Annotated in this window: 28 protein-coding genes and 1 pseudogene; 12 read left to right on the top strand and 17 right to left on the bottom strand. The window is 61.5% G+C overall.

Features of this window, described 5'->3' with window-relative positions; all coding sequences use genetic code 11:
- Positions 1-6: 6 nt before the first annotated feature.
- Positions 7-1,020 (bottom strand): class II fructose-bisphosphatase, encoded by a 1,014-nt coding sequence (gene glpX, locus AK829_RS05490; protein WP_052204911.1) that lies wholly within the window; start codon positions 1,018-1,020, stop codon positions 7-9.
- A gap of 144 nt (positions 1,021-1,164) precedes the next feature.
- Between glpX and AK829_RS05485 the strand changes: the two genes are divergently transcribed.
- Positions 1,165-1,731: a DUF4245 domain-containing protein gene (locus AK829_RS05485; protein WP_083439902.1), complete on the top strand. Its 567-nt coding sequence runs from the start codon at positions 1,165-1,167 to the stop codon at positions 1,729-1,731.
- Here AK829_RS05485 and AK829_RS05480 read toward each other — a convergent pair whose 3' ends face one another.
- Positions 1,732-1,989 carry an exodeoxyribonuclease VII small subunit gene (locus AK829_RS05480; protein WP_052204907.1) on the bottom strand — a complete coding sequence of 86 codons (258 nt, stop codon included), beginning with the start codon at positions 1,987-1,989 and terminating at the stop codon, positions 1,732-1,734.
- A 57-nt stretch (positions 1,990-2,046) separates the two neighbouring features.
- Positions 2,047-3,306: an exodeoxyribonuclease VII large subunit gene (gene xseA, locus AK829_RS05475; protein WP_052204905.1), complete on the bottom strand. Its 1,260-nt coding sequence runs from the start codon at positions 3,304-3,306 to the stop codon at positions 2,047-2,049.
- Positions 3,307-3,415: 109 nt separating this feature from the next.
- Between xseA and AK829_RS05470 the strand changes: the two genes are divergently transcribed.
- Entirely contained in the window at positions 3,416-4,366 is a 951-nt protein-coding gene (locus AK829_RS05470) for a 4-hydroxy-3-methylbut-2-enyl diphosphate reductase (protein WP_052204904.1), read from the top strand.
- Positions 4,367-4,375: 9 nt separating this feature from the next.
- Here AK829_RS05470 and AK829_RS05465 read toward each other — a convergent pair whose 3' ends face one another.
- Both AK829_RS05465 and AK829_RS05460 read right to left on the bottom strand, forming a co-directional pair.
- On the bottom strand, positions 4,376-5,017 hold the full coding sequence (locus AK829_RS05465) for a DUF6542 domain-containing protein (RefSeq protein WP_198147793.1): 642 nt from the start codon (positions 5,015-5,017) through the stop codon (positions 4,376-4,378).
- Positions 5,018-5,028: 11 nt separating this feature from the next.
- Positions 5,029-6,429 (bottom strand): AI-2E family transporter, encoded by a 1,401-nt coding sequence (locus AK829_RS05460; protein WP_408606282.1) that lies wholly within the window; start codon positions 6,427-6,429, stop codon positions 5,029-5,031.
- 65 nt (positions 6,430-6,494) lie between these two features.
- Between AK829_RS05460 and ychF the strand changes: the two genes are divergently transcribed.
- From ychF to erm, 6 genes are all read left to right on the top strand, one after another.
- Positions 6,495-7,583, top strand: coding sequence for a redox-regulated ATPase YchF (ychF, locus tag AK829_RS05455; protein ID WP_052204902.1), 1,089 nt, complete (start codon positions 6,495-6,497; stop codon positions 7,581-7,583).
- Between the two features lie 18 nt (positions 7,584-7,601).
- A complete protein-coding gene (locus AK829_RS12770; protein ID WP_083279049.1) occupies positions 7,602-8,006 on the top strand; it encodes a recombinase family protein in 405 nt (134 codons plus the stop codon).
- A 227-nt stretch (positions 8,007-8,233) separates the two neighbouring features.
- A complete protein-coding gene (locus AK829_RS05445; RefSeq protein ID WP_231376317.1) occupies positions 8,234-10,018 on the top strand; it encodes a hypothetical protein in 1,785 nt (594 codons plus the stop codon).
- The gene (locus tag AK829_RS05440) at positions 10,005-10,739 is read left to right on the top strand and encodes an ATP-binding cassette domain-containing protein (RefSeq protein ID WP_016456434.1); all 735 of its coding nucleotides are present in this window, start codon (positions 10,005-10,007) and stop codon (positions 10,737-10,739) included. Before AK829_RS05445 ends, AK829_RS05440 begins: the two co-directional genes overlap by 14 nt.
- A 402-nt stretch (positions 10,740-11,141) precedes the next feature.
- Positions 11,142-11,375, top strand: a complete 234-nt coding sequence (locus AK829_RS05435) for a recombinase family protein (protein ID WP_224784272.1) — start codon at positions 11,142-11,144, stop codon at positions 11,373-11,375.
- 349 nt (positions 11,376-11,724) lie between these two features.
- Positions 11,725-12,579 carry a 23S ribosomal RNA methyltransferase Erm gene (erm, locus tag AK829_RS12145; RefSeq protein WP_049172293.1) on the top strand — a complete coding sequence of 285 codons (855 nt, stop codon included), beginning with the start codon at positions 11,725-11,727 and terminating at the stop codon, positions 12,577-12,579.
- A gap of 70 nt (positions 12,580-12,649) precedes the next feature.
- Here erm and AK829_RS05425 read toward each other — a convergent pair whose 3' ends face one another.
- From AK829_RS05425 to merA, 4 genes are all read right to left on the bottom strand, one after another.
- Positions 12,650-13,057, bottom strand: coding sequence for a type IIL restriction-modification enzyme MmeI (locus tag AK829_RS05425; RefSeq protein WP_425319843.1), 408 nt, complete (start codon positions 13,055-13,057; stop codon positions 12,650-12,652).
- Between the two features lie 320 nt (positions 13,058-13,377).
- Positions 13,378-13,767 carry a peptide chain release factor I gene (locus AK829_RS12890; protein ID WP_052204896.1) on the bottom strand — a complete coding sequence of 130 codons (390 nt, stop codon included), beginning with the start codon at positions 13,765-13,767 and terminating at the stop codon, positions 13,378-13,380.
- Positions 13,768-13,959: 192 nt separating this feature from the next.
- Positions 13,960-14,310 carry a hypothetical protein gene (locus AK829_RS05415; protein WP_052206401.1) on the bottom strand — a complete coding sequence of 117 codons (351 nt, stop codon included), beginning with the start codon at positions 14,308-14,310 and terminating at the stop codon, positions 13,960-13,962.
- A complete protein-coding gene (gene merA / locus AK829_RS05410; protein ID WP_052204895.1) occupies positions 14,307-15,728 on the bottom strand; it encodes a mercury(II) reductase in 1,422 nt (473 codons plus the stop codon). The genes AK829_RS05415 and merA overlap by 4 nt, the downstream gene beginning before the upstream one ends.
- 98 nt (positions 15,729-15,826) lie before the next feature.
- On the opposite strand from merA, the gene AK829_RS05405 reads away from it, so the two are divergent.
- Positions 15,827-16,216, top strand: coding sequence for a heavy metal-responsive transcriptional regulator (locus tag AK829_RS05405; RefSeq protein WP_005290994.1), 390 nt, complete (start codon positions 15,827-15,829; stop codon positions 16,214-16,216).
- A 46-nt stretch (positions 16,217-16,262) separates the two neighbouring features.
- On the opposite strand, the pseudogene AK829_RS12885 reads toward AK829_RS05405, so the two are convergent.
- Positions 16,263-16,508: pseudogene (locus tag AK829_RS12885) on the bottom strand (LLM class flavin-dependent oxidoreductase); the annotation flags it as partial.
- Between the two features lie 166 nt (positions 16,509-16,674).
- On the opposite strand from AK829_RS12885, the gene AK829_RS05395 reads away from it, so the two are divergent.
- Positions 16,675-16,920 carry a type II toxin-antitoxin system RelE/ParE family toxin gene (locus AK829_RS05395; RefSeq protein ID WP_232305793.1) on the top strand — a complete coding sequence of 82 codons (246 nt, stop codon included), beginning with the start codon at positions 16,675-16,677 and terminating at the stop codon, positions 16,918-16,920.
- 8 nt (positions 16,921-16,928) lie between these two features.
- Entirely contained in the window at positions 16,929-17,234 is a 306-nt protein-coding gene (locus tag AK829_RS05390) for a HigA family addiction module antitoxin (protein ID WP_052204893.1), read from the top strand.
- 7 nt (positions 17,235-17,241) lie between these two features.
- Here the strand turns inward: AK829_RS05390 and arfB are convergent, their stop codons facing one another.
- Genes arfB through AK829_RS12140 form a run of 4 tightly spaced genes read right to left on the bottom strand, consistent with a single transcriptional unit; the run spans position 17,242 to position 18,652 of the window.
- A complete protein-coding gene (arfB, locus tag AK829_RS05385; RefSeq protein WP_052204891.1) occupies positions 17,242-17,685 on the bottom strand; it encodes an alternative ribosome rescue aminoacyl-tRNA hydrolase ArfB in 444 nt (147 codons plus the stop codon).
- 19 nt (positions 17,686-17,704) lie between these two features.
- Complete coding sequence (locus AK829_RS05380; protein WP_232305792.1) at positions 17,705-17,965, bottom strand: hypothetical protein; 261 nt, start codon at positions 17,963-17,965, stop codon at positions 17,705-17,707.
- Positions 17,966-18,010: 45 nt separating this feature from the next.
- Positions 18,011-18,361 (bottom strand): VOC family protein, encoded by a 351-nt coding sequence (locus tag AK829_RS05375; protein ID WP_035005743.1) that lies wholly within the window; start codon positions 18,359-18,361, stop codon positions 18,011-18,013.
- A 45-nt stretch (positions 18,362-18,406) separates the two neighbouring features.
- A complete protein-coding gene (locus tag AK829_RS12140; RefSeq protein WP_083439759.1) occupies positions 18,407-18,652 on the bottom strand; it encodes a ribbon-helix-helix domain-containing protein in 246 nt (81 codons plus the stop codon).
- Between the two features lie 198 nt (positions 18,653-18,850).
- On the opposite strand from AK829_RS12140, the gene AK829_RS05370 reads away from it, so the two are divergent.
- Positions 18,851-19,837: an NAD(P)-binding domain-containing protein gene (locus AK829_RS05370; protein WP_052206400.1), complete on the top strand. Its 987-nt coding sequence runs from the start codon at positions 18,851-18,853 to the stop codon at positions 19,835-19,837.
- A gap of 31 nt (positions 19,838-19,868) precedes the next feature.
- Here AK829_RS05370 and AK829_RS05365 read toward each other — a convergent pair whose 3' ends face one another.
- The 3 genes from AK829_RS05365 to AK829_RS05355 all read right to left on the bottom strand — a co-directional run bounded on the left by AK829_RS05365 (position 19,869) and on the right by AK829_RS05355 (position 23,885).
- Positions 19,869-21,761 (bottom strand): heavy metal translocating P-type ATPase, encoded by a 1,893-nt coding sequence (locus AK829_RS05365; protein ID WP_052204890.1) that lies wholly within the window; start codon positions 21,759-21,761, stop codon positions 19,869-19,871.
- Complete coding sequence (gene cmtR / locus AK829_RS05360; RefSeq protein ID WP_052204889.1) at positions 21,758-22,117, bottom strand: Cd(II)/Pb(II)-sensing metalloregulatory transcriptional regulator CmtR; 360 nt, start codon at positions 22,115-22,117, stop codon at positions 21,758-21,760. Before cmtR ends, AK829_RS05365 begins: the two co-directional genes overlap by 4 nt.
- Positions 22,118-22,412: 295 nt before the next feature.
- On the bottom strand, positions 22,413-23,885 hold the full coding sequence (locus AK829_RS05355; protein ID WP_052204887.1) for a multicopper oxidase family protein: 1,473 nt from the start codon (positions 23,883-23,885) through the stop codon (positions 22,413-22,415).
- Positions 23,886-23,946: the final 61 nt, after the last annotated feature.

The raw sequence follows: 23,946 nt of genomic DNA, 5'->3' as shown, positions 1-23,946 counted from the left end.
TTCGGCCTACTGCTTCGGCTCGGAGTAGTCCACCACGGAGTACTCCTGCAGCTTGGCCAGCTGGTGCAGGGATTCCACGTAGCGTACGGTGCCGGACTTGGAACGCATGACCAAGGAGCGCGTGGTCGCGCCGTTCTTGCGGTAGGACACGCCACGCAGCATGTCGCCGTTGGTCACGCCGGTGGCGGCGAAGTAGCAGTTATCAGAGGTAACCAGGTCGTTGATGCCCAGCACGCGATCCAGGTCGTGGCCAGCGGCGAGCACGCGCTCACGCTCCTCGTCGGACTGCGGGGCAAGCATGCCCTGGATTTCACCACCCAGGCACTTCAGAGCACATGCGGTGATAACACCCTCGGGGGTGCCACCGATACCCATTGCCATATCGATGGAGTTGGTGTCTTGTGCGGCAGCGATGGCGCCAGCCACGTCGCCGTCCATGATGTAGCGAACCTTGGCGCCGGCCGCGCGGATATCTCGCACAAGCTGATCGTGGCGCGGGCGATCCAAAACAACCACCGTCACCTCATGTGGGCGGATGCCCTTGGCCTTCGCAACCACCTCAATGTTGTGGCTGACCGGGGCAGTGATGTCGATCTTGCCGGCAGCTTCCGGGCCGACGGCGATCTTGCTCATGTAGAACGCGTCCTGCGGGTTGAACATGGAGCCACGGTCGGCAGCGGCGATCACAGAGATGGCGTTCGGGCGGCCCTCTGCCATCAGGCGAGTGCCGTCAACCGGGTCCACGGCCAGGTCAACCGATGCGCCCAGGCCGTTGCCAACCTGCTCGCCGTTGTACAGCATCGGGGCTTCATCCTTCTCGCCCTCGCCGATAACAATGACGCCGTCCATGTTCACGGAGTTGATCATCTTGCGCATTGCGTCCACTGCGGCGCCGTCGCCTTCGTTCTTCTTGCCGCGTCCCACCCAGCGGCCGGAAGCCAAAGCGGCCGCCTCCGTCACGCGGACCAGTTCCATTGCAAGGTTGCGGTCCGGGAAGTATTCGTTGGGTGATTCAGTCATCGAGGCCAGCCTCCTCAAGGCGATAAAGCAAAGACAAATTAATGGACTCTTCCATTCTGGCACTAAATGCTTCACGGAACCTGAGCTTTCACACCCTAAAAAGGGGATTCGAGGCCAAAGCGGGAACGTGCCATACTGTTGCGCGTGGCCAACAAAGGAAAACCCCGCGTCTTTCAAGACGGCCGGGACATGCTCATCAACGTGGTTGTCATTGTCGTTCTCATGCTCGTGGGGGTGGGCGCGACAGGATTGTGCACCTACAATCCGGGCACGCCGAAAAACGGCCCGGTGCAGGAAGTTGATGCTGAAACGTTCCTTGGCATGGAGGCTCGCGCCACGAACTTCCCTGTTCGTTTTCCGCACGCTCCGGAAGGCTGGGTGACTAATTCCGCGCGCCGCACCATGATCGACGGCCAACCGGCGCCCGTGGTGGGCTGGGTGACCAAGGACGGCGGTTTCCTGCAGCTCACGCAGACCGGTGCCGACCTTGACACGGCCGTTGCATCAGTGGACGGCAAGCTACGCCCGGAGGAGCGCGCCGAGCAGGTTGATGGGCACGAGGTGCGCATCTTGCTTAGCGACGATGCCGATACCCGCCCCATCTGGGCCCTCGACGCCGGCGACGCGCGCTTCATTCTCACCGGCGCCGGCACGGACGCCGAGTTCACCGAGCTTTTGCGCGCCGCATTGCAGGCGCAGCCGCTGCAGTAGTTATTTCTCTTCTTCCTCGCGGCTGCCGATGGCAGCCTCGACTCGCTCGGAGGCGTTGTGTAGGAGGACCTCGCAACGCTTCGCCAGCGCTTCGCCACGCTCCCAGTACTTCAGGGACTCATCCAGGCTCATCTGACCCAGCTCCAGGATTTTTACCGTTTCCACAAGCTCGGCACGTGCTTGCTCGTAGCTCAAGGTCTGCGGGTCCGGAAACGCGTTGTCACCGGCCTGGCCTGCGCCGAAAGTGTTCTCTGCCATTGTCTTTATCCTTTGCTGTCTGAGTTTTAGTGATTCAGTGTTTTGGTTGGGTTTTGTCTAGTCGGCTTGGGTGACACCCATAGCTGCTGCGGTAATGGATCCGTCGCCGACGCGGATGCGCAGCTGGGAGCCGGGAGGGGACTGCTCGATGGAGGTCACAACTTCGGGCCCGGAGCCGTCGCGCGGCAGCATTTGGACCACCGAGTAGCCACGCGCCAAGGTTGCCGAAGGCCCAAGCGCCGAGACCTGGGCCCGCAACGCAGAAACCACCGACGTTTGTTGCTGCACAAAATAGGTGATCTCCCGGCGCATCCGCTGCACATCGCGGGCGACCTCTTCCTGGCGCTGGCTGATTGCGCCCATCGGGTTTGCCAGCGCGGGACGTGAGCGTACGTTGGCCAGCCCTTGGCGCTCACGCTCCACCCAGGCGCGCAGTGCGGCAGCGCTGCGGGCACGAGCTTCTGCAACCAAGGCAAGCTCTTCTTCCATGCTGGGAACGACGCGCTTTGCTGCGTCCGTAGGCGTGGCGGCACGCAGGTCAGCAACATTGTCCAACACTGGGTTGTCAGGCTCGTGGCCGATAGCGGAAACCACCGGGGTACGCGCAGCTGCGACGGCGCGCTGCAACGCTTCCTCAGAAAACGGCAACAAGTCCTCGACAGAGCCGCCACCGCGGGCGATGATGATCACGTCCACCTCCGGGTCGGCGTCGAGACGCTCCAGTGCGGCGATAACCTCAGGTACGGTGCGCGGGCCCTGAACAGCGGTGTTGATCACTTCGAAGCGCACCGCCGGCCAACGATCCTGCGCCACAGAAAGCACGTCGCGCTCCGCGGCGGACCCGCGGCCGGTGATCAACCCCACCTTGTTCGGCAGGTAGGGCAGGCGGCGCTTGCGCTGCGGATCAAAGAGGCCCTCGGCCGCCAGGCGGTGGCGCAGCTGCTCGATGCGTGCCAACAATTCACCCACGCCCACGTGCCTAATCTCCGTGACCTTCATGGAGAAGGAGCCCCGCTGCGTGAAGAAGTTTGGTTTGCCGTGGATGATGACATGGTCGCCGTCGTTAAGCGGGGTGCTCATGCTGGTCAACAACCTGGTGTCAGCGATGAGCTCCACCGATGCCTCAGCCTGCGTATCGCGCAATGTGAGGTACGAATAGCTCCAGTTGGGCTTGGTCTTTACCTGGGTGAGCTGCCCTTCGACCCAAAGGTAGCCCAGGCGCTCAATCCAGCCCTTGACGCTGGTGTTGAGTTTGGAGACGCTCCACGGCGTCTCCGCAGTACTTTTTGGCGCTTGCGCCCCATGTGGATCTGCCACGAGAAAACCTCCAATTCCGCCCTGCAGGGGCTAATCCGCTCCTTAGGCACCACAAGCGTACGCGGTAGCCCTCTATGTAATTAGACGTAGCTTGGGTAGGGTCGGTTCCATGTCGGATGAGGGAAAAAACATTCTTCTCGCTTCCCCGCGCGGATACTGCGCTGGCGTAGACCGGGCGGTGGAAACCGTTGAGAAGGCACTTGAAAAGTATGGCGATCCTGTTTATGTGCGTAAAGAGATCGTGCACAACAAGTATGTGGTGAAGACGCTCGAGGAGCGTGGCGCCGTGTTCGTGGAAGAAACCGACGAAGTGCCCGAGGGTGCCCACGTTGTGTTCTCAGCACACGGTGTGTCGCCGGAGGTTCGTGAATCCGCGCTGCAGCGCAACCTGCTGGCCATCGACGCATCCTGCCCGCTGGTGACCAAGGTGCACAACGAGGCGAAGCGTTTCGCTCGCGACGGCTACCAGATCCTGCTGGTGGGACACGAAGGCCACGAGGAAGTGGAAGGCACCGCCGGAGAGGCTCCGGAAGTTACCCACCTCGTGGACGGGATCGAGGGCGTTGAGGCGCTGCCAGACTTCCCGGAGGACCAGCCGCTGGTGTGGCTGTCTCAAACCACGCTGAGTGTGGACGAGACGCTGGAGATCGTAGAAAAGCTCAAAGCGCGCTTCCCACACCTGGAGGACCCGCCGAGCGATGACATTTGCTACGCCACCCAGAACCGCCAGGCTGCGGTGAAGAACATCGCGCCGCGCTGTGAACTGGTAATTGTGGTGGGTTCGCAAAACTCCTCCAACTCCAAGCGCCTGGTGGAGGTTGCGCTGGAGGCAGGTGCGAAGGCGTCCTACCTGGTGGATTACGCCCACCAGATCGATGATGCGTGGCTGGAAGGCGTGACCACAGTCGGCCTGACCTCGGGCGCATCCGTACCGGAGATCCTGGTCCAAGAAGTAGTTTCCCACCTGGGTGAGCGCGGCTTTACAAACGCCGAAGAGGTCACCACCACGGTGGAGACCATCACGTTCGCGCTGCCGCGGGACCTGCGGGTGCGCAGCTAGTTCTCGCAGCTAGTTCGAATACAGGTCATCTCCCAGGCGGCGTGAGAGCCGCCTGCTGGTAGAGCCGCTGGTAGATCTGCTGGCAGAGCGTTTTGCGGTGCGCTCCCGCTTGAGCAACTCATCCACTGACACCGTGCGCTGCTTGCCTGCGGCGCGCTCACGTGCGCGTCGGCCTTGCGTGGTGGTTTTGCGGTTGCTTGCCGCGGTCTGGATGCGCTGGCGGGTTTCTCTGCGTGCAAGCGCCTGGTTTTGGCGCCTGATCAGCTGTACTCGGCCCCACCCGAGCGCTGCAGCGAGCGCGGTTACTGTAGCAAGCCAGGGAAACAGCTGCACAAGCGGATACACCACAAGCAATTGCGCCGCGCGTGAAGACGCCCCACCTGCTGACAACTGGTCGCCAGCGCCAAAAACGCCAATTGCAGTAGCGGCAGCGGCAAAAAGCAGTGGGGCGGTGGCAACCGTTAAGAAAATCCCGCGCGGGTTCACCAGCAACGTGGTGGCGATGAGTGAGAGTGCGAAAAATAACCCGCATGGCCAAAGGGCGCCGCCTGAGAATGCGGACACAGCCACCGCCGTCAGCAGCGCGGCAAAGTTGATGCCGATAGCGGAGCCGGTGGGCAGGCCAACGAATTCTTTCGACGCGTAAGACACGGTTGGTAAGTCTAGCGGTTACGTTTCACGCCAAGGCGACGAAGCTTCGCACTTTGCTCACGAAGCTTTTTCAGGCTCGGGTTCAACCCCTTGCTAACTCCAGTGTTAACTCCAGGTGTTTTTGAGACGCGCTCGGCGGGTTGGGGTACTTCATCTATGATCGGCGCGGCTGACCAATCCCTTTCCTGATGCCACTCTTGGCGCTCGTGAGCAGATTCTTCCTCAGCGATCTTTGCAATAACCGCCCCCTCCGAGGTGTAAAAATCTAACTCATCTGCGGTGCGCTCGCCGGAGTGGATCCGCAGCATGTCCAGCACGTAGCGGTACGCGACAGCGATCATAGCCGCGACAGGTACGGCCAGGAAGGCGCCGACCAGGCCGAAGAGGCCGCCGCCCACGGTGACTGAAATCAACACGATCACCGGGTGCAGGTCCATAGCGCGCGACTGCAGCATGGGGGAGAGGATGTTGCCCTCAAGCTGTTGCACCACGATGACAATCGCTAGCACGATCAATGCCTTGGTGAACCCGAGGGAAACCAACGCCACCAGCACAGCAAGGGTGCCAGCCACCACCGCGCCCACGATTGGGATGAAGCCCGCGATAAACGTGATGACGGAAAGCGTGAACGCCATCGGCACTTGCAGAAGGGCGATGCCGAGGCCGATAAACGTGGCGTCGATAAGAGAAACGATCGCTTGGGCACGAATGAAACCTGAAAGGGTGATCCAAGCTCGGGTGAGGAGCTCCGTGGCGTGCAGGCCGCTGCGGCCGCCGGTGGCGGAGCGGAGCCAGGGAAGGAAACGGTGGCCGTCTTTAAGGAAGAAGAAGGTCAACACGATGATCACCATGAGCGTGACTGCCAGGCCGGCTGCCGAGCTGATACCGGAGAACACGCCGCCCGCGATCGCACCCGCCTGGTTTTGTACCCAGTGGGCGATGTCGTTGGCGGCTTCGTTGATCTTCTCCGGGTCAATGTTGAGCGGCGGGCCCTGCAGCCACAGCTGGAGGCGCTGCACGCCCTCAAACGCTTGGAGATACAGCACCCGAGAGTGGTTGACTATATCTGGGGCGATGAGGCTAAAAATGGCGCCAAGCAGGCCAATGAAACCCAGCATGGTCAGGATGGCTGCCAGGCCAGCGGGCACCTTATGGCGCCGCAGCCACGTAGCAATCGGTGCCAGCACGGTGCAGATGATCAGCGCCAAAATCACTGGCAGTATGCCGGCCCAGAACGTGCCGATCATCTTGCCCAGGGCAAACAGGAACACCGCGATGACAATCAGCCGAATGGTGAGCATGGCGGTGTTTTTTAGCCATTTGTTCATCACCACGCCGCGGTCAACACGGTTGTTAGTGTTGGTTTCCGCGGTCTCGCCGGTGGTGTTCGTGGTGTCGGTGGTCGTGCTCACGAGGCCTATTGTGCCCGATGGGGCTTCTGGGTGTTGCGGGTGGGAGTGGGCTAGGATAGCGCAGCGTGAGCCTTACTCTTGGAATTGTCGGTTTGCCCAACGTTGGCAAGTCCACACTGTTTAATGCACTGACTCGTAACGACGTCTTGGCGGCGAACTACCCGTTCGCCACGATCGAGCCGAACGTGGGCTTGGTTGAGCTGCCGGACCCGCGGCTGAAGCGCCTGGCGGAGATCTTCAAATCGGAGCGCATTTTGCCTGCGACGGTGTCGTTTGTGGACATCGCCGGCATTGTTAAGGGCGCGTCTGAGGGCGAAGGCATGGGCAACGCGTTCCTAGCCAACATCCGCGAGGCCGACGCGATCTGCCAGGTGGTGCGCGCGTTTAGCGACGAAAACGTGATCCACGTCGACGGCCACGTCGACCCCGCAAGCGACATCTCCGTGATCAACACCGAGCTGATCCTGGCGGACCTGCAGACCATTGAGAAGGCCCTGCCGCGCCTGGAGAAGGAAGCGCGCAAGGACAAGGACGTCGCCGCGCAGGTGGAGGAAGCCAAGAAGGCGCAGACCATTCTTGAAGACGACCGCACGCTGTTCGCCGCCTCCAAGACCGGCGACATCGACCTGGCGCTGCTGCACCACCTGCACCTGATGACCGCCAAGCCGTTCCTCTACGTGTTCAACTCGGATGAGGCGGTGCTTACGGATGAGGCGAAGAAGCAGGAGCTGCGCGACCTGGTCGCACCCGCCGAGGCGGTGTTCCTGGACGCCCAGACCGAAACCGAGCTGCTCGAGCTTGACGACGAAGACGCCGCCGAGCTCCTCGCCGCCGTCGGCCAAGACGAGCCAGGTTTGCAGACGCTGGCCAAGGCCGGCTTTGACACCCTTGGCCTGCAGACCTACTTGACGGCGGGGCCGAAGGAGGCACGCGCCTGGACCATCCGCAAGGGCGACACCGCGCCGAAGGCCGCAGGCGTAATCCACACTGACTTTGAGAAGGGCTTCATCAAGGCCGAGATCGTCGGCTTTGAAGACCTGGATGAGTTGGGCTCTATGGCCGAGGCCCGTGCCGCCGGCAAGGTCCGCCAGGAGGGCAAGGACTACGTCATGGTCGACGGCGACGTGGTGGAGTTTCGTTTCAATGTAACCTAAATGCGCTATGAATAGCGTATGACTACACGTGCTGCTATTTACCTCCGTATCTCGTTAGATGCTGCCATGGACGGCCTCGCCATCGACCGGCAGCGTCAGGACTGCGAAGCCCTCGCCGAGCAACGCGGCTGGGACGTCGTGCATACCTACGTCGATCAATCGATCTCCGCGTCGAAGAAGGACGTGGACCGTCCCGACTACGACGCGATGGTGGCGTCCTTTGAGCGCGGCGAGATCGACGGATTCTGGGACGCTAAGGCGCGTTCTTATTTCACCGTGAATCGGTGCCATACTTCGACTGTGATCGTCAACGACAGAACGCAACGAAGCATCGACACCCGCGGCGGCCAGAAGTCGATCGCCGAGCTTTGGGCAACGAATTTGCCGGGCACTAAGGACAGCTACTACTACGACTTCTGCTAGAACTCATGCGTATTCGACCCCTAGTACTTGGGCTTTTGAGCCTACTTCTTGCTGCAGTCATCGCGACTACTGGGTGGCTGCTGACAGCCCTGGTTGACTCCACCAAGCCCTTGTCCTTAGGGGTCGAATCAACCTTTAGTCTTGACTACGTCGAGCCTAAGACTTCACTCGCGGAGGAACTTGAGTCAGACTACGCACCGACGGTAATCCGTAACTCACTGGTTTCATTGGCCGAGCAGAACGGCTACTCCATCTACCGGCTGACTGGCACCGATGACGCAAGCGGGACTTCCCACGAGGTTTTCATCCCGCTGGAGGAAAATTATCCAGCACCGGAACGCATTCCCCGGCTCAACCGGCCGGATGCCTTGAGCCAAGCGGCCAGTGAGCTTGGGTCGCTGGATTACCACGGTGACTACGTCTTGGTTCCCAAAGCAACGGGTGGCAATGCGAACCACTTCTACGAATCGGCCAGGAATGACGGGCTCAGGCTAAGCGAAAAGACGCAGTTCCTTCACCTCATCCAATCGGTCGTATTCCGCCTGCCCGCGTTGGTGGCGATCCTGTTTCTATTTGTCGTTTCCCTTTTTGCCCTGGTATTTGTTCTTCGGGTTTCCGGTCTTAGATTGGCAGCGCTGCGCACAATAAATGGAGGGCACCGCAGTCAAAAAGGCAATTGGCGGCAATGGACCTTTGTCATCCTCCCGCACCTAGTTCTCATTGGCCTTGCGAGTACATTCCTCGCCCGCCAAGGGAGCTATTCTTTTGCCCTCCTGTTCCTCAGGTTCTACGCCGCCGGGATAGGCTTGGCCCTGGCTACCACCGGTTTGGCCGTAGCCGTCACCGCCCCATTGTTGCGCCGCGCAGTAGCGCTGCTGGGGCAGCGTGCCCCCGCAGAGAAGGCGGCGGGAAAAGCGCTGAAAGTAATTTCGGTCTTTACCTGCGTGACCTTTGTAGCAGCGGGTCTTAGCTCAGCGGCTGCGCTCCGCTCCTACCAGCAGGAATCCGAGGCCCAGCAGACCTGGAAATCTCTCGCGGAGTTTGGAGCCTTGCATTTTTCAGCCAACTTCGACGGCCCTGCTGGCCGCGTGGAAGGAGGCGAGCTCTTGCCGCCCAGTCTGCAGCAGAACTTCCGCGACTTCGCGCTCAGCTGGGAACGGGAGCACGGGGCTGTCCTCAGCCATACTTTGCCGAAAGAAGGTACCGGTGTGCCGGACTCCTGCCCCGTGGCACTTGCCAACCGCCAATGGCACGATCTGCAGGATTATCAGTTCCGTCCCGGAGACGACAACCACTCGGTCGACTATTCCGCAGCCCAAGAGCATTTCGCAGCTTCCGTGGATCTGTGGGCTCAGGAATCCGGCGACCTGCTCCTTAAATCTGCGCAAATTGGTCCGGTCAGTGCCGATCATGCGGTCGGATTCATTAGTGGAACAATGTCGGGGGAACTGGTTCCCGGCGATTGTTTTTACGTGCTTGAAACGGACGATCTATCCGGCTTCGACGCAGACTTCCTAAGCTCCACAGCTTCGAGTGAAAATTTGCTCTTCGCGGATTTCTCGGAACTGGGTCCAGAACTTACCGCTGCCGGCCTCGAAGGCTACGTCTACCCGGTACGCGCCGCCGATCGCGGTCTGGCCGAACTAGTAGCCAGCACGGCGCTGTTCTGGCTGAGTATCCTGAGCGCCCTCGGAGCTTTGCTCGCCACGCTTGCGGCCTTGATAGTCCAGGCGCGCATCCAGCTCCGAGTTCACCGTCGCCTCCTGGTACTCCTCCACAGCGCTGGGCAATCACCGGACAAAACGATGTGGCGACTATTCAAAAGCCAACTGGTCAGCCTGACAGTTGTCGTCATATTGTCCGTCCTGGCTCCGCTACTGCTTCCCAACCCGTTCCTCTACACCTTCACCGCGCTAAGCTGCCTTGTCTTAATCGTCTACCTCGGTTTTGTCCGTCTCAGTATTTCTCAGCACATGTCCGCCTCCCCTAGGAGTCACAATGTCATTGGCTAGCCCCAATCAGTCCCCCACTCTGCCGCCGGAGATTTCCACCTCTCATCTCTGTCTCGCCGCGGAGTCGACTTTTTCTGTGGGGCGCAGCACGCGGATGGTGAAGAAGTCCCTCGTGGAAAATGCAACGTTTTCCCTACCCGGGCCAGGCTTTGTCGCCATCTGTGGAGCCAGCGGTTCCGGAAAGACTTTGCTGCTCAACACCTTGGCCGGGCTCCTGCCGCCGGCGGACGGCCTCCTCCGGATAGACGGTGAGAATGCCTCCGCGTGGAGGATGAAGCGGAGGCGGAGGTTCTGGCGAGAACGCGCAGCGATAATCCACCAAGACCACGGAATCATTCCCGAACTAAGCTGCGAAGATAACCTCACCCTCGGGCTATCCAGGAAGCAATACTCCAAAGAAGAATTGCTGCACTCCCTCGGCGAAGTCGGTCTTGATGTCCCCTTCGACGGGCCGGCAGCTATTCTCAGCGGAGGCGAGCAGCAGCGGCTGGCGATCGCCCGAGCCCTGCTCCGCGGCGCGGCTTATGTGTTCGCTGACGAGCCGACCGCCTCCCTCGACCCCACTAACCGCGACCAAGTTATCGCGCTCCTGCGGCGAGCTGCGGACGGGGGCGCACTCGTTCTGGCCGCCACGCACGATGCCGCAGTTATTGCTGCCGCTGACAGCACCTTGCGCATCAATGATCGCCAGGTCACAGTCTCCGGCTCTGCGCGGGATTAAATCGCGATGCCCGCGGCCTTGGCCACCTTCCGGTACCCGGCCGCATGGTCCGCGACGCTGGCGTGGGCGTTGAGTCCGCTGGGGTTGTCGAGCACGGGCCTGACCCCCGGAAAGTAGACACGTCGGGGGTTAGCTATGCTGCTTGGGTCAGCGTAGCTGATGTGAGTGCTTCGAAGTCATTGGGGGCTAGAAAGTTGCACCAGGAGTGCTGTCTGCGGGTGTTGTAGCGCATGCACCACCGGAAGACTTCTTGGCGACTGATGTCGAAGTGGTCGGGTTTTAAGTTCAATGTTAGCTAAGGGCTTTATTAAAAGCGTTTGGCAACACGCGCTCCTATTTACCTTCGTATCTCGCGAGACGCTGACGTGGATGGCCTCACCATCGACCGGCAGCGTCAGGACTGTGAAGCCATTGCAAAGCAGCGTGGCTTGGACGTTGGACATAGGACATAACTACGTCGATCAGTCCATTTCCGCGTCAAAGAAGAATGTGGCTCGCCCCGACTACGACGCCATGGTGGCATCCTTTGAACGCGGCGAAATCGACGCGATCATCTGCTGGGACCTCGAACTACCCGCCCCACGTCGGTGGGTAGTCCGATCAGTCGGACAAAACTACTCCCGCACCACAGCGTAATAAGGGGTGCACCTTAAAAACATCCGGAGGTGGGGGTAACTCCCCCTCGTTGCCCAGAGACAAAATACGCCAGTGGCGTCTGTACGACGAGCCGAAGGTAGGACAAATTCCAATCCAGAGAGGTCTTGCACTGTTGCGGTGCGGTTGTCTTCTTTCTCACCGTATTGGACCCTGCGAAATTAATTGGATACGATAGGCCCATGTTGATTTCAGGTTCCGTTTTCATGCGGCCGCTCACCAGCCGCTAAGGCGGTTTTCTCCCTCCCGCAGGTTAGAAACCGCTCCGGTCCTTTAGCCGGGCGGCCATTTGCCATGCCCGGCTCCGTTTCAACTCCACGGAGCACACCTGATGTCTACATACGGATACGGCCGTCACGAACATGGCCAAAATTTTCTCACAGACCACAAGATCATCAACTCCATCGTCGATCTTGTAAAACAAACCTCCGGCCCCATCATTGAGATCGGGCCAGGAAGCGGTGCCCTCACCCACCCGATATCCCACTTGGGGAGGGCAATAACGGCAGTTGAGGTAGACGCAAAACTAGCTGCCAAACTCACAAAAAAGACCGCCTCGGCGTCGGTCGAAGTGGTCCATGATGATTTCCTCAACTTCCCGTTACCCGCCACTCCCTGCGTCATTGTGGGAAACATTCCCTTTCACCTCACCACTGCCATTCTTCGAAAGTTGTTGCATGCGCCGGCATGGACTGACGCTGTACTCCTCATGCAGTGGGAAGTCGCTCGCCGCCGGGCCGGGGTAGGTGCAAGCACGATGATGACAGCTCAGTGGTCCCCATGGTTCACGTTTCACCTTGGTTCCCGAGTACCAAGGTTTGCTTTCCGGCCACAGCCAAACGTTGACGGGGGGATCTTAGTGATCCGCCGGGTGGGTGACCCGAAGATCCCGATAGAGCAACGCAAAGCCTTTCAGGCGATGGTGCACACCGTTTTCACCGCCCGGGGACGCGGGATAGGGGAAATTCTCCGAAGGGCAGGGTTGTTTTCATCACGTTCAGAGACACAATCATGGTTGCGCTCGCGAGGAATCGACCCCGCAACCCTACCTCCCAGATTGCACACCAGCGACTGGATCGATCTCTTCCAGGTGACTGGTTCCTCTTCACCGCGCCATCGGCCCATTTCACAATCGGGAAGTAGTCAACGCCCTCCTCAACGGAAAAATCGAGGCCGGCGGCGGTAATCCCCCCACCACCAAAACCGAAATCCACCAGTAGTAGTGAACGACCCATGTTCGTCTACCGTGAGCCGCGTTATGGCAGTGACGTGTTCTCGTCGGGCACAGTCATAGTTCCCGGCGTTGCCAGCGACAGGGTTCTACACCCAGCAGCGGGACCGATCAAAATCACCCGCACGGGGAACGACCCTGCTGGTGGTTTCGATTTTGATGAAAGCGAGGAGACATAGCCCCTCGCCAACTCCCCGTAGCTGGCGAACAGTAGCTCCTGGCGCTGGCGCTCGTTGGTGAGTTTGCGTGCCACATCGAAAGCCTTATCGACTTCCCGGTCCAAGTTGTTGTGAGCCTTGAGCAGAATTGGGTCCATCGATAACGGGTTGTAGTGCTCCGCGAGTGACCGCTGGGGGTGCCGCTCGCGTGCCCGCAGCACCAACTGTCCAGCGTCGATGATTCGCTGCTGCGCCTTCTCATCTAGTTCACACAGAGCTGGTCCGCAGTTGTAGCTCCCGATGTACTCCGAAAAACGGAAAAAATAAATAGTGGGGATACATCAACCTTCCACTTTCCATTCTTCCGGCTCAGAGTATTGAGGGGTCTGGGACCGGGTCCGTAAACCCTTTATGTTTTTCGCGCACAGCGGTTTTTAGCGACGCACCCTATAGGTTTTCCGCAGAACTTATATGTGTTTCTGTGCACCCCATATGTTGTCTGTTTTAGCGGTATTTCGTTGTTAATTCCGCACGCGCGCATCAAATGGTTATTTATCGACGACACTCCGTCGAGTTCAAGTTCAACGTGTAGTGCTTAACCTCTGCGATGAACTCTTTGATCCCGGGACGTGATGAGGACTGGGGCTATTGTGCTCCCCCGAACGCTACGGCCCGGGGACACGAGGCTGTGTCGCAGGTGCAAGCGAGAGGACCAGGAGCGAAACACAGACCGCTGAGTCGACGCAGTCACGGTAAAGACGGAGCCGTCTAGGCGGTGCTCGAGGTTGCGCGAGATACGGTGACGCTGGGCGTCGGTAAGCGATGCGCATTCGGCGACATCGATGGAAAGCTGGACTTTGCCGTCCGTCGTGTCGACGCCCTGGCCGCCTGGAGTCGACGATTTCGCGAAACGCTCCGCGAGATCGGCGGCGATGACCGCACCGTCGGGGATCCCCGGACCGGGCGCTATGGTCAGGTCGTTCATGCCGCCCAGCCTAGGTGCCCACAACCCTTTCTCGTCTCGGCGGAAGCGGAGACCGCGTCGCGACGGCCGGGATCCAGCCTCAGTATTATCCTCGTCACCGGTTGATTTGAACGCTTTTTTGCTCCTCCTTCTCCCGTCGGGCTTCGATTTCAGCGGCCTCCGTCGGTGGCAGTGATCGCTGGATCCCTCGAACTACCGGTTCCGATCAGCGGTCGAAGGATTTTCGCAGCAGCCGGACCTGCGGCGCCGGTGCCGCCGCCGTAGCCTGACGAGCATCCCCGCCATGACGGCCATCACGACGGCGGTCCCGGCACCGATGATCCAGGGATTACCGAGGAGCCCACCGACGCCTGCGAGTGCTCCGCCCGCCGCGATGAACGGCAGGCCGCAGCAGAGCAGCGACGGAAGCGCGCAGCATGCCAGCAAGAGCAGCTCGGTCCCTGCAGCGACGACGGGACCGGCGCGCCGTTCGTCGCGGTCCTGATCGGCGCTCATCGTCTGCTTCAGGATGAGATCTCTCCGATTGCCTGCGTTGCCGTTCATGCGCAGCACGACAGCAGCGACGGGTCGGTGGTGAAGGCCTTCGCGGCGATCCGGATGCCCTCGGCCATGGTCAGGTAGGGGGCCCAGGCGTTGGCGACCTCGGCGACGGTCCTGCCGAGCACGTGGACGCCTGCGGCGGCGAGCTCCCCGGCGTCCTTGGCGACGGCGGTCAGGCCGAGGATCTCGTTCGTCTCGGCGTTCACGACGATCTTGATGAACCCGCGGGTGTCGCGGTTCACCAAGGCGCGGGGCACGTGGTGCAGGGGCAGGACGCGGCAGTCGCAGCGGATCCCCGCGGCGAGGACGTCCTTCTCGGTCATCCCGACCGCGCCGATCGCGGGCCCGGTGAACGTCACCCGCGGCAGGCGGGCGTAGTCGACGGACCGGTCGGCGTCGGCGAACGCGTTCTCGGCGACGAGGGTGCCGTGGTGGGCGGCGACGTAGACGAATTCGGGGTGCCCGGTCACGTCGCCCGCGGCCCAGACCCGCGGGTTCGAGGACTGCAGCCGGTCGGAGACGACCACCTCGCCGGAGTCTCCGGTATTCACCCCGACCGCATCGAGGTTCAGGCCATCGGTGACGGGACGGCGTCCGAGGGCGACCAGGACCTGGTCGGCGCGGAACTCCTGCGAGCCGCCGGACAAGGCGGCGGTCACGACGGCCTCGCCTCCCGTGCCGCGGGAGACCCGGGTGGGCACTGCGCGGCTGACGACGCGGATGCCCTCGTCGGCGAACACCTCCTGGAGCGCCTTCGACACCTCCGGCTCCTCCTTCGACGCGAGCCGGGACCGCACGAGCAGCGTGACCTGCGAGCCGAGGCGGGCGAACAGCTGCGCCTGCTCCAGGGCGACGTAGCCGCCGCCGAGCACCAGCAGCGACTCGGGGACCTCCGTCAGCTCCATCGCCGTGGTCGAGGTCAGGTATCCGGTCTCCTCCAGGCCGTCGATCGGCGGTGCCCACGGGCGAGAACCAGTCGCGACCAGGTAGTGGCGGGCCTCGATGGTCTCGACGCTTCCGTCGGATCCGGCAACATCGAGAACCGGCTCATCAGGGGTGCCCACGAACGAGGCGTCGCCGCGGAGGACCTGCCAGCCGTAGGAGTCGGCGACGTCGGCGTACTTCTCGCCGCGCAGCGACTCCACCAACGCTTGCTTCCCAGCGATCAGCGCGGGCATGTCTACGGGATCCGCCGTCGTCGCGATCCCGGGGAACCGGGTTGCGGCGTCGAGCGCGACGTGCCGCGCGCCGGCCGCGGCAATGAGCGCCTTCGACGGGACGCAGCCCGTGTTCACGCAGGTGCCGCCGAGCGTCCCGCGCTCGATCATCACCACCGACTTCCCGAGCGTGCTGGCGCGGATCGCAGCGGCGAACGCGCCGCCTCCCGATCCGATGATGGCGAGATCGTACTTCGTAGGCATCGCTACTCCTGTCAACTCTTGGCTTTCTGCTCTGTCTCAGCCATACTGGACCTTCCAGTGCAGGGGAAGGTCAAGCGCGGCCACGGAGGGAGACAGTAATGTGGATCGGAGAACTCGCCGAGAGGGCGGGCACTACCGCGAAGACCCTTCGCTTCTACGAGGAACAGGGCCTTCTACCCCCGACCGAGCGCACGCCGTCCGGATACCGCGACTACGCGCCCGAGACGGTCGCTCGGATCGACTTCATCCACCGCGGCCAGGCCGCGGGCCTCACCCTCGCCCAGATCCGCCAGATCCTCGACATCCGCGACGGCGGCCATGCGCCCTGCGAGCACGTGCGCGACCTGCTTGACGTGCGCCTCGCTGAGATCGAGCAGCAGATCGCGCAGCTCTCCGTGCTGCGCGACACTATCGCGGACCTTAGCCAGGACGCCGCGCACCCGGATCCTGAAACGTGCAGCACCGATCAAGTGTGTAGGTACTTGTAGACGGCGGGAGTCAATGACTCAAACGCTACAACCCCGATATGCGCTAGCGCATGTCGATGCCGCCGGTGCCCACCTCGATGATTTTGGTGGTGGCAGCGATAGCACACAGCAGCGGCATCGGGGCGGAGGCCTGCAGCGCGAAGTGGTGGACTCGGAAGGACGCGTTGTTCACGCCGATTTCGTCCGCAGCCTGGGTGATCTCCAGACGAGTCTTGGCGATCTTTTCCGCAGATGGCCCGCACTAGCTGCCGAAGGCGTAATGCCCGAAGCTTAAGAAGCCGAACGCTTTCATTGGATAACACTCCTTTTGATGGTGTTAACGAGAGGGAGTAACTTTGCAACGACATACCGTCGAGTTCAAGTTCAACGTTTAACGCGATGCGTTATTGACGCTTCGCGTTATAGGGGGGATAGGGTGAAGCATGATTCAGTCGTTCGGGAATCGACAAACATGACTGGTGTTTCTGCGTGAGCCGGTTCCAAAATTGGATTCTCGGATCCACAAGTCGGCGAACAAGAAACTCCATCAGCTCAATGCGGCAGTCTCCCTTGACTCCCTCCGCGTGCCACCCAGTAACCGCCTAGAGGCACTCAAGAGCGACAGGAAAGGGACTTTCAGCATTCGAGTCAATGACCAGTGGAGAATCACTTTTCTCTGGACGAGCGCGGGGCCCGAACAAGTGACCATCGAGGACTACCACTAAGGAACGCCATGTCGGAGAAGCTTTTCCCTCCGGTTCATCCTGGAGAGATTCTTCTCGAGGATTTCCTTGAAGGATTTGAAATCACTCAGCACAAGCTTGCCGTATCGATCGGGGTGCCCCCTCGTCGTATCAACGAGATCGTGCACGGGAAACGCGGAATTACAGCTGACACCGCGCTCAGGCTCGGAAAATACTTTGGCGTCGAGCCGATCTTCTGGATGAATCTGCAGAACCAATATGAGATTGAGGTGGCGGAGGATAAGGCGCTCGCTGAGATCGAGCGGATTCAGCCGATCCAAGCTGCCTCGGCATAGGCCCGAATTAGGGAATCTGGGGCCGTCGCCTCGTCGACTTCAGCTCCGAGCGCCGCTTCTTTGCTTCGAGTCGGCGCCGCACCGAGCTCCGCGTCGGCTTGGTCCTGCGCCGCGGGGGAGGGGGCGGAGCTAGGGCCTCGCGCAACAGGGCGGCCATGCGTTCGCGTGCCTCAGCTCGGTTGCGCACCTGCGACCGCTGGGTCGACGCAGACACGGTGAGGACGGAGCCGTCCAAGCGGTGCTCGAGGTTGCGCAAGATGCGGCGGCGTTGGGCGTCGGTAAGCGATGCGCTTTCAGCGATATCGATGGAAAGCTGGACCTTGCTGTCGGTCGTGTTGACGCCCTGGCCGCCCGGACCCGACGACTTCGCGAACCGCTCCGTTAGATCGGCAGCGGCGATGACTGCACCGTCGGGGATCCCCGGGCCGGGCGCGATGGTCAGGTCTTTCATGCAGCCCAGTCTAGGTGCCCTACGAGTCGTTCTTGTCTCGGCGAAAACGAAGACCGCGTCGCGACGGACGGGAATCTGTCTCAGAATTATTCTCGTCGTCGGTTGAGTCGAGTGCTTTCCGCTCTTCCTTCTCCCGTCGGGCTTCGATTTCAGCGGCCTTCGCAAGTAGCCGGTCGTCGTTCATGTCGCGAATTTTCTCGATGGCTTTCTGCGCCTGATCCACCGCAGCCTGACGGGCGCGGTTCGCAGCATCGACCGTGTCTCCCGCTAGCGACATCACAGATTGACGCCAGCCTTGGACCTAGAGACGCTCCGCGTAGTGTTGCTAGTCCCCGGGGTTACCCACGCAGAACTCGTTGCCTTCCGGGTCCTGCATGACAGTCCACACCAATCCCGGCGCCTCGTGGGTGGTGAGTTCGGTAGCGCCTAGGTCTTTGAGGCGTTCTATTAAAGTTTCGCGCTCCGCCCCGCCAACGTCGATGTGCATGCGGTTTTTCCCAGGTGTCGGATCCTTGACGCGCTGAAATCCCAGCGCCGGGGTGGAATCAACCATCACAAAATCGCCGTAATCCGCGGCGATTTCGCAACCGGTTGCGGCGGACCAAAACTTGGCGAGCTTTGAGGGATCGTGGCAGTCGAAGGTGATCTGCCGGATCGTGAGATTGGCATCATTCATGGTCTCTATTATGAGGATGGGATCTGACGCTTGCTACGTGCATTTCTAAATAGCATTCTTTAGCGCTTCGCGGATTGCCTGAGAGCGTGACCATCCGTTTGCAGCCGCATACTTGTCGAGGTCCGATATCTCGCTGGGGGAAAGCCGAATGGAGATAACCTTCGCAGCGTCTTCGTTTCGTGGTTTCCTTCCACGTCGACGAAGTGTCTCTACGTCGTAGCCTTTCTCGGCTTCGGTTGCCCACGCATCGATTTGCTCTTCGCTGACTAGCTTCCCGTTGATAGTTTTCATGCACGTAATCGTAATACGGAAAAGGGCTTGGCGGCTAGGGGGAGGTTATAGTCTTTCGACAATCCGTGGAGGTCAAGTTCAACGTGTAACGCGGGTGTTAGGGTGGAGATTGTTGACTACTACTGACAAGCTCTCCCTGTTGGTAAATTCTCGGAGACGCAAGTGGTCGGGCATGTGCCCGATGAGGTGAGAGGCGCCATGGAGCATCACACGGCCGTCGTCGTTGGTGGTGGCCAGTCCGGTCTAGCCACGGCATACTACCTGTGGCGCTACGAAGTGGACTTCTTGATCTTGGACAATCAAGAGGAACCCGGTGGAGCGTGGTTGCACACGTGGCCTTCACTGACACTTTTCTCCGCCGCGGAGTTCTCCAATCTGCCCGGCTGGCCTATGCCGCGGTACCCGGGGTACCCGCCGGCACGTCATGTCATCGACTATCTGGAAAGCTACGAACGACGCTACGACCTCCCGGTTCGGCGCCCGGTGCACGTTCACAGCGTGTCCCATGACGAAGGGATGTTCTTCCTAGATACGAGCGCCGGTCAATTCACAGCGGACCACGTTGTCGCGGCCACCGGCACGTGGTCCGCGCCGTTCGTGCCCCACTATCCGGGCACCTTCCGCGGACGTCAGTGGCACTCGTCGACCTACCCCGGCCCCGAACCATTCCGCGGTGCGAAGGTCGCGGTGGTCGGCGGGGCGAACTCGGGTGCCCAGATCGCCGCGGACCTCATCGGGTCGTCGGAGGTCACATGGTTCACACGTGAGCAACCGCGCTGGATGCCTGACGACGTCGATGGCCGCGATCTCTTTCTCCGCAGCCGCCGCCGGATTCTCGGTGGCGATTCCGGCTCGAACCTCGGGGACCTCGGCGACATTGTCGCGCTTCCTCATCTCCGTGAGCTTCGCGATTCCGGCCAACTCACCGCTACTCCCGTCTTCGATAGTTTGAGCGAGCTCGACCACGACCATCTGATCTGGTGCACTGGTTTCCGTCCGGCCCTCGGTCCATTCCGCCACCTCATGCGTGGCCGCGAAACCGCGGTGAAGAATCTGCATCTTGTCGGCTACGGCAACTGGACCGGCGACGGCTCGGCAACCCTGATGGGTGTCGGGCCCTTTGCCAAACACACTGCCCAGGTAGTCGCGGGCTGTATCGATGAAGCACGGCAGCACGAGTTTTGAAATGGCGCCAAAGTAACTCGCGTAACTCGACTCAGCGCTTCGCTTGCGCAGCTCGCAGGCCGTTCAAAATCACGATGACTTCGGCGACCTCGTGAACCAACACGACGGCAGCCAGGCCCAGCACGCCGCTGATCGCCAGCGGCATCAACACGATGATGATGGCCAGAGACAGCACGATGTTTTGGTTGATGATCCTGCTGCCTCGGCGGGCGTGCTGCAGCGCCTGCGGGATCAGCCGGAGGTCGTGGCCAGTGAAGGCGACGTCAGCGGACTCGATCGCGGCGTCAGAGCCGGTTGCTCCCATCGCTATGCCCACCGTCGCGCCCGCCAGCGCAGGAGCGTCGTTGATGCCGTCGCCAATCATCGCCGTCGGCGTCTTGGAGGAGAGCTCGGCAACGATGCTTGCCTTGTCCTCTGGACGCAGCTCGGCGCGCACGTCGTCGATTCCGGCGATTTCAGCCAGCGCCCGAGCAGTGCGAGAGTTGTCGCCGGTGAGCATGCTCACTTCCACGCCGTTGGCGTGCAGGGTCTGCACGGCTTCGGGCACCTCGGGACGCAGCTCGTCGCGGACCCCGATCGCCCCGGCGAGGGCGTCATCGACGGTAACAAGGACGCAGGTCTGACCCTCGGACTCCATGCGCTCAACGTCTGCCTTTAGTGGCCCGGCGTCGATCCACCGGCGGCTGCCAACCAGCACCCGTCGACCTTCGACGGTGCCGCCGATGCCATGACCGGCCTCCTCGCTGATGTCCGAGGCGGTGGGGGCTTTGGGCGTCGCTGCCGCGATCGCTGCGGCGAGGGGGTGCGTCGATTGCTGCTCAACTGCCGCCGCGAAGGCGAGCACCTGCGCCCGATCGAATCCGTCTGCCGGGACCACGCCTGTAACCTCGGGCTGGTTGCGTGTAAGGGTTCCGGTCTTGTCCACCGCCAGGTGACGGATGCCGCCGAGCCGCTCGAACGCCGCGCCAGACTTGATAACCACTCCGAACTGGCTGGCTGCGCCGATCGCGGCCACGACCGTCAACGGCACGGAGATTGCCAGCGCGCACGGCGATGCTGCGACCAGAACCACCAACGCGCGGGTGATCCACGTCTCGGGGTCGCCGAGCAGCGAGCCGATCACGCCTACCAGCACCGCCAGGATCATCACCCCGGGCACTAGGGGTTGGGCAATCCGGTCGGCGATCCGGGCGCGGTCGCCCTTTTCCGCCTGCGCCTGCTCGACCAGGTCCACGAGTGTGGTCAGCGAGTTGTCCGTTCCAGCTGCGGTCGTCTCGACTTCCAGCACGCCGGCGGAGTTGATTGCTCCCGCGGGCACCTCGTCGCCGGGTGCGACCTCCTCCGGAATGGATTCTCCGGTGATCGCTGAGGTGTCAAGGCTGGAGTGCCCAGACCGAATGATGCCGTCTGTGGCGATCCGCTCTCCGGGGCGCACGAGCATCAGCTCGCCAACCACGAGGTCCTTCGCAGTGACCTCGACCGCCGTGCCGTCGCGCAGCACGGTCGCGGTCTGTGGCACCAACTTCAACAGTGCCCGCAGTCCGCCCTGGGCCCGGTCCATCGCCTTGTCTTCCAGCGCCTCAGCGATCGAGTACAGGAACGCTAGCGCCGCGGCCTCTCCGACGTAACCGAGGATTACCGCGCCGATCGCGCTGATCGTCATCAGCAAGCCAATGCCGAGCTTGCGCTTTGTGACGAGGTTCCGTATCGCGCCGGGCGCGAACGTATACGCCCCTAGCAGCAGGCCGACCCAGAACAGTACTGTCGCGGGTGTCTCTAGCCCGGACCAGTCCAGCGCCAGGCCTATACCGAGGGCTACGCCAGAGAAGATTGGTAGTAGCAACTCGGGGTCCTTCCACCATGGCCGATCGAGATCTTCGATCTTCGTGGCTGGCTCGTGTTCGCATCCACATGCTGAACTCATGCGTCCGCTCCTTTCCCGTCGCAGCCGGGCACCGAGCACTCAGGGTCGATGCACGGGGCGTTTTCGTCGACAGCCAACGTCGCGTTCACTAGTGCGTTGAGTGCTGTCGCGAGGTGCGGATCGGCGATTTCGTAGCGTGTCTTGCGACCCTCCGGCTCGGCGACGACGATGCCGCAGTCACGCAAGCAGGTCAGGTGGTTCGAAACGTTCGAGCGGGTCAGGTCCAGGTCGCGCGAAAGCACGGCCGGGTAGCTCGGGCCGTTAAGTAGGGTCAGCAGGATTCTGGAGCGCGTCGGATCTGCCATGGCCCGGCCGAGCCGGTTCATGACGTCGAGGCGTGAAGCAATAGTCAGCATGTGCTGAACTATACAGCAATTGCTGAACTATTCAACAAGCGCTGAACTGACAGTTACGCGAAGGTCCTGCGACCTGCAAGAATTAGTCGATGGGATAGCAGATGACTGATCCTTTGTGGTTCGGCTGCGCCCAACGCGGGAGCGACGTGGGCGGCGAGGTTCTCGAGAAAGTAACTTTGCAACTACATACCGTCGAATTTAAGTTCAATGTAACCTAAGGCGCGCCAGTGTTAGTCGCATGACAACACGTGCTGTCATTTACCTTCGCATCTCGCTCGATACCCTGCTGTGGGGGTTACTTGTAGCGAAGCGAGCTGAGCATCCCGGTTTCCATGTGATAGGCGTTATGGCAGTGAAATGCCCACTCACCGGGGTTGTCAGCGATCAGGTCGGCGATCATGGTTTCACCGTGGCGGAGAAGGACGGTGTCCTTGCGTAGCCCGCCGCTGCCGGGCAGCGCCCACGTGTGGCCGTGGATGTGCATGGGATGGGGCATCATGGTCCTGTTGCGCATGACCATCCGCAGGCGCTGGCCCTCCTGCACGGTCGCGGAGGAGGATTGGCCGTCGGTGAGAATGCTCCATTCATACGGCATCATCTGCCCGCCCAGGTCGATGCTGACTTCTCGGTCTGGTGTGCCCTCGGGCAGGAGTGCACGGTCTGCAGGCTTCAGAGAGGACAGGAGCAGTCCGGTGGACGACAACTCGGGGAAGTTGACATCGGGGCGGGGGGCCTGACCGCCGGCGGTGCGGATGACGGCGAAGGCGCGGTCGTCCTTACCCACCGCCACAGCCGTGAGCGGGAAGATGCCGTCGCCGAGGATGACCTCGACGTCGACACGCTCGCCCATCGATAGGTATATCGATTCGGTCTCCCTGGGCTGGACAGGGAAGCCGTCGGTGTGGGTGACGGTCATGCGGTGACCACCGAGGGCCACTTTGAAGATGGTGTCACCGCCGGAGTTGATAAACCGCAGGCGGGCCTTATCGCCCGGGCGAGCCTCGAAGGTCCGGTGAGCACGGGGGATACGTCCGTTGATGAGGTAGTGCGGATACATCACATCGCCGGCATCCCCGCCCAGAACCCGGTCCGGGGTGCCGTGCATCATGTGGCCGTGACCTCCCATTCCGTTATGGTCGCCCGAACCCATTCCGGTGAGCTTATCGAGCTCATCGTCGGGAGTGCCCTGAATACCATCGACCCAGTCGTCGAGCACGATGGTCCACTCGACGTCCTGGTCCTCAGCGTCTTGCGGGTCACGGATGATCAGTGGGGCGTGGAGGCCGCGATCAAGCTGCAGGCCGGTGTGGGAATGGTAGAAATAGGTGCCACCGTGGGGGACTTCAAAAACATAGGAGAAAGACTCGCCAGGTTCAATGGGGTCCTGGGTCATGCCGGGCACACCGTCGGCTGCGTTGTGGAGTGCGATGCCATGCCAGTGGATGGAGGTGCTCTCAGGCAGTTCATTGGTGATATCTACCTGGAGGACGTCGCCGGCGGTGGCCTCAATGGCCGCATCCCCGGTGTCAGAGACGTATCCCCACGTCTTGGCTTCGATGCCGCCGATATCCAGGGAGAGGGGCCGGGCGGTCAGTGTCCGGCGCACCGTCGGCTCACCGAGCGCAGTGGGGGTGGGAGTGGGGCGAAGGGAGGAACCTGGTGCCGAGGCAGCGGGTCCAGGGTCGCTGGTGCAGGCGGCCACGGCCCCGGTGCCGGCGAGGACGAGCCCGCCGAGCAGAAACTGTCGTCGGGAAAAAGAGTTCGTCATGATTTGACCGTCCTTGGTGCAAGATTTCAGTGACACGGGAGACAGGCGCAGGTGAGGACTC

Source organism: Corynebacterium riegelii, from assembly GCF_001263755.1.
GTDB lineage: Bacteria > Actinomycetota > Actinomycetes > Mycobacteriales > Mycobacteriaceae > Corynebacterium > Corynebacterium riegelii.
This window is presented reverse-complemented; position numbering and strand designations above follow the sequence as displayed.

What these genes read in the sequence shown, in the direction of transcription:
- AK829_RS05480 (WP_052204907.1), bottom strand. Translation starts at nt 1,989, where the DNA reads ATGGCAGAGAACACTTTCGGCGCAGGCCAGGCCGGTGACAACGCGTTT.
- AK829_RS05365 (WP_052204890.1), bottom strand. Translation starts at nt 21,761, where the DNA reads ATGAGTTCAGCATGTGGATGCGAACACGAGCCAGCCACGAAGATCGAA.
- AK829_RS05440 (WP_016456434.1), top strand. Translation starts at nt 10,005, where the DNA reads ATGTCATTGGCTAGCCCCAATCAGTCCCCCACTCTGCCGCCGGAGATT.
- cmtR (WP_052204889.1), bottom strand. Translation starts at nt 22,117, where the DNA reads ATGCTGACTATTGCTTCACGCCTCGACGTCATGAACCGGCTCGGCCGG.
- AK829_RS05370 (WP_052206400.1), top strand. Translation starts at nt 18,851, where the DNA reads ATGGAGCATCACACGGCCGTCGTCGTTGGTGGTGGCCAGTCCGGTCTA.
- AK829_RS05405 (WP_005290994.1), top strand. Translation starts at nt 15,827, where the DNA reads ATGTGGATCGGAGAACTCGCCGAGAGGGCGGGCACTACCGCGAAGACC.
- AK829_RS05355 (WP_052204887.1), bottom strand. Translation starts at nt 23,885, where the DNA reads ATGACGAACTCTTTTTCCCGACGACAGTTTCTGCTCGGCGGGCTCGTC.
- AK829_RS05470 (WP_052204904.1), top strand. Translation starts at nt 3,416, where the DNA reads ATGTCGGATGAGGGAAAAAACATTCTTCTCGCTTCCCCGCGCGGATAC.
- AK829_RS12140 (WP_083439759.1), bottom strand. Translation starts at nt 18,652, where the DNA reads ATGAAAACTATCAACGGGAAGCTAGTCAGCGAAGAGCAAATCGATGCG.
- AK829_RS05375 (WP_035005743.1), bottom strand. Translation starts at nt 18,361, where the DNA reads ATGAATGATGCCAATCTCACGATCCGGCAGATCACCTTCGACTGCCAC.
- AK829_RS12890 (WP_052204896.1), bottom strand. Translation starts at nt 13,767, where the DNA reads ATGAACGACCTGACCATAGCGCCCGGTCCGGGGATCCCCGACGGTGCG.
- AK829_RS05390 (WP_052204893.1), top strand. Translation starts at nt 16,929, where the DNA reads ATGTCGGAGAAGCTTTTCCCTCCGGTTCATCCTGGAGAGATTCTTCTC.
- arfB (WP_052204891.1), bottom strand. Translation starts at nt 17,685, where the DNA reads ATGAAAGACCTGACCATCGCGCCCGGCCCGGGGATCCCCGACGGTGCA.
- AK829_RS12770 (WP_083279049.1), top strand. Translation starts at nt 7,602, where the DNA reads ATGACTACACGTGCTGCTATTTACCTCCGTATCTCGTTAGATGCTGCC.
- erm (WP_049172293.1), top strand. Translation starts at nt 11,725, where the DNA reads ATGTCTACATACGGATACGGCCGTCACGAACATGGCCAAAATTTTCTC.
- merA (WP_052204895.1), bottom strand. Translation starts at nt 15,728, where the DNA reads ATGCCTACGAAGTACGATCTCGCCATCATCGGATCGGGAGGCGGCGCG.
- glpX (WP_052204911.1), bottom strand. Translation starts at nt 1,020, where the DNA reads ATGACTGAATCACCCAACGAATACTTCCCGGACCGCAACCTTGCAATG.
- AK829_RS05415 (WP_052206401.1), bottom strand. Translation starts at nt 14,310, where the DNA reads ATGAACGGCAACGCAGGCAATCGGAGAGATCTCATCCTGAAGCAGACG.